Origin of the sequence: Nevskia soli (assembly GCF_903970205.1) — a bacterium.
Taxonomy (GTDB): domain Bacteria; phylum Acidobacteriota; class Terriglobia; order Bryobacterales; family Bryobacteraceae; genus Bog-113.
Map to the genome: position 1 here is coordinate 1 of NZ_CAJCHS010000031.1, position 3,316 is coordinate 3,316.

Annotated in this window: 2 protein-coding genes and 1 pseudogene; 1 reads left to right on the forward strand and 2 read right to left on the reverse strand. The window is 63.1% G+C overall.

The window, feature by feature from the left end; translation table 11 throughout:
• Positions 1–112: 112 nt before the first annotated feature.
• Positions 113–334, reverse strand: a complete 222-nt coding sequence (locus tag H1Y01_RS01755) for a hypothetical protein (RefSeq protein ID WP_180538374.1) — start codon at positions 332–334, stop codon at positions 113–115.
• 195 nt (positions 335–529) lie between these two features.
• Positions 530–2,980, reverse strand: coding sequence for an amylo-alpha-1,6-glucosidase (locus tag H1Y01_RS01760; protein ID WP_180538375.1), 2,451 nt, complete (start codon positions 2,978–2,980; stop codon positions 530–532).
• A 78-nt stretch (positions 2,981–3,058) separates the two neighbouring features.
• Here H1Y01_RS01760 and H1Y01_RS19425 point away from each other — a divergent pair.
• Positions 3,059–3,316 (forward strand): annotated as a pseudogene (locus H1Y01_RS19425) (transposase); the annotation flags it as partial.

Here is a 3,316-nt window from a genome sequence, read left to right on the forward strand (position 1 = left end):
GAACTGATCGTCGAGTGGCCGGGAGATCGAGCGGGCGATTACGAGACGAAGGAAGTGCGGCTGCGTTTCTAGGGAAGTCCGACCCTCCCTTTCGGTCGGGCTCAGAGTGAAACTATTCGATTGTTGCGCAGGAAACGGTAAATACGAAATGATTCGCTCCGAGCCCGACCGAAAGGGAGGGTCTGCCGCGAGGGCGGCCGAGCGCGCCTGCCGAATCGCGCGCTTCCTTAGTGCTTCCGTCAATTAGAAGCCCGGCGATGCGCTCGGAATGCCAGCGAAGGTCCGGCCATTCCGATCGTTCGGGGATGTAGCTGCCGCGCGCTAATCTCCGCATCGCTTGCAGAGAATATAGCGCGTATTCGCCGCAACTACACGGAAGCGCGCGATTCGGCAGGCGCGCTCGGCCGCCCTCGCGGCAGACCCTCCCTTTCGGTCGGGCTCGGAGCGAATCATTTCGTATTTACCGTTTCATGCGCAACAATTGAATAGTTTCACTCTGAGCCCGACCGAAAGGGAGGGTCGGACTAACCTAGAAACGCAGCCGCACTTCCTTCGTCTCGTAATCGCCCGCTCGATCTCCCGGCCACTCGACGATCAGTTCGTTGCCCTGCAGCGTTCCGCCATCCACGTGAACCGGCTTCACGCTGCCCGCCAGGCGGATGCGATACGCGCGTCCCGGCCTTCCACTTACCGTCAGGTCGCAAGCGCCGTCCGGCCATCGCTCCGCAATCACCTTCAGGTTGTCACTGGCTTGCGCCAACTGCGGCGGAGCGGTCTCTACGCGATACCCGAACGTCCGCTCAGCATCGACCGTGATCCGCGTTTCGCCAACCGGCAGCGTCGTCTCGAACACCGCTTGCCAGTCTGACGGGTTGTCGATCCTTTTGAACGGCAGCGACGCATGTGTGACCTTCGCGATCGGCGCGAACGACGGCGCCCAGGTCAGCGCGACCGGCTTCGAGGAATGATTCACCGCGCGCAGCGATCCGTTTTCGTAGAAGAAGTCGACGCCTTGCACGTTGCGGAGCGACCAACTCGTCCACTCGACCGGAGTCTGCGGCGCCAGACGCACCGTGCCCCCCTGCGACTCGAGGCCGAACATCCCGCGCAGCACCGGCGAGATCAACATCGCTGACGACCACGCCTGGTGCGGCGAGCTCGTCGAGAGCTCCGAGTAAGTCTCGCCGGAGAGCACTTCGGTCATGGTCCCCGAGCCGCCATCCAGCTCCAGGAACGCGTTGGCCTCCAGATTTCCCAGCGCCGCCCACGGCGCGCGATAGCGATACTCGCCCACGGCGGCCCATCCGGTGAACAGCGGCCAGACGCTGCCGAAGTGGTAGCCGGCCGGGCTGTAGAGCGGGTCGGATCGCGAGATGATGCGCATGCCCCAATCGCTGGCATGGTCTTCGCGGGCGAGCTGTTCGATCATGGTACGCGAGTGCGCCATGTCGGTCAGACCGAACCACATGGGTACCGTGCCGAGCACGGTCGCCTTATCCGCGAGCTTGCCATCCACGCCGATGGCGAACGCGTAGCGCCCTTCGCGCGCCATCCAGAAGCGCTTCTCCATCTCCGCCTTGCGCGTTTGATACTCCGTGCTGAGCTGCTGCGCCATCGCCGCGTCGCCCATCCGATGCGCCAGGACGGACATCGCTCGCAGCGCTTCCACGCCTGCGCCGGCCAGATAAAACTCGGTCTGGACCGGCAGCAGTGGACCGCCTTCGACCCAGCCGTGGCCGACGCCCTGGTTCTTCGGCCAGCCGTCCGGCGCGAGCGTCGAGCGCCAGAATTCCATGGCTTTGCGCGCGTGGTCCCACTGCTCGCGAAGAAACGCGTCGTCACCGGAACCGCTCACATAGTCTTCGAGCGCGATCACAAAGAACGGCGTACCATCGGCCGACGAATACGCCCACGGATACTTGTCGAACCATTGCGTCAGGCTGGCGCTTTGCGAGATTTCGTGGGGGATTTTGCCATCGGCGCGTTGGAAATGCGAGATGAAGGCGATGGCGTCGCGCGAGGTTTGGTAATCGCCTTCCGCCGTCAGCGCGAGGGAGCACCAGAACGAATCGCGTCCGAAGAACCATCCGTATCCGGGACGGTAGGCGCCTTTGGATCCTCCGATGCCGGCCATCAATCCTTTGCCGAGCAGCGGATTGTCAGCCAGCATTTTGCGCAGGCTGATGCGGGCCCAGTCGTAGGCGCTTTGGATCTGCGGGTCGGGAACGGAGATTCTTACGGTGCGGTCGAGATACTGCGCGAAATCGGCGTCGGTTTCCTTCTCCCAATCGCCGGCGCGGGCGGTCAGGTCGGCAGCGATCTTCTCGGCGTCCGGCTGTGAGGCAAGCGACGCAGCCATGGCCAGCACGCGCTCGGCATGGCCTTGCATGGTTCCCAGCGAGACAACGGCGTCGGGAGATCCGGAGTAATTGCTCTCATAATCGTTGTGCAGCAGCTTGCCGCCGGGGAGCGCCAGCAGGCCGCGATACTTCTCGCCATCGGCGCCGAAGAGCATCTCGGGCGGCGACTCATGCCACTGCGCCCAGGCGGTGCCCATGCTGGCCGGCCACATGAGCTGGAAGTCGCGCGTGAATGCGACCTGAACTTCCACCGGCGAGCGCGCATCGATTTCGAGTCGGATGAGAGAGCCGGGCATATTCATCGGTGTGATGAAGGTCTCGGCCGCGCGAAACTCGTCGCCCGAGTAGGCGATGCGGAAGGAGCCGGGACGCGCCGAGGTTTGACGCGCGATGGCTTCCGCGGGGATCACGTGGCCATCGACGATGAAGCGGAGTTTGAGATCACGGAAGAGCTTCAGCGGGTAGACCCAGCCCTCGATGGTTCCGTCTTCACGGCCCAGGATGGCGGCCTTTTGTCCGATGGCATCGAAGAACTGCCAGGGGCGCGCGGGGCGGGAGATGATGGGCGTCTCGGCGGAGAGGGTGAGACCGAGGAGCAAGAAGGGCACGAGAAGTCGCATGGGCAAGCGGATTCATTATAGTCACCGCGGGGCGGAGAAAACCCTGCACAAGCCGCCCACATCGTAGTCACAACAAACTTGCGCTACCTGATTACTTTCACGACTTACGGCGTCCGCCTGCACGGTGACGAAAGCGGTTCAGTAGATCGCTTCCACAACGTCCCCGGCCATCGCGTCCTGGAACCGGACTCTAGGCGCATGCAATACGAACGCGACCAGATGAAACAGCCGCCCTATAACCTGAGCGAGGAACAGAGGGCCACAGTACTGTCGGCTATACAAGAAGCCTGCACTTTTGCCAAATGGACGTTGCTCGCAGCGCACGTACGAACCGCC

Excerpts from the sequence above, each read along its gene's own strand:
- H1Y01_RS01755 (WP_180538374.1), bottom strand. The coding sequence starts at position 334 with ATGCGGAGATTAGCGCGCGGCAGCTACATCCCCGAACGATCGGAATGG.
- H1Y01_RS01760 (WP_180538375.1), bottom strand. The coding sequence starts at position 2,980 with ATGCGACTTCTCGTGCCCTTCTTGCTCCTCGGTCTCACCCTCTCCGCC.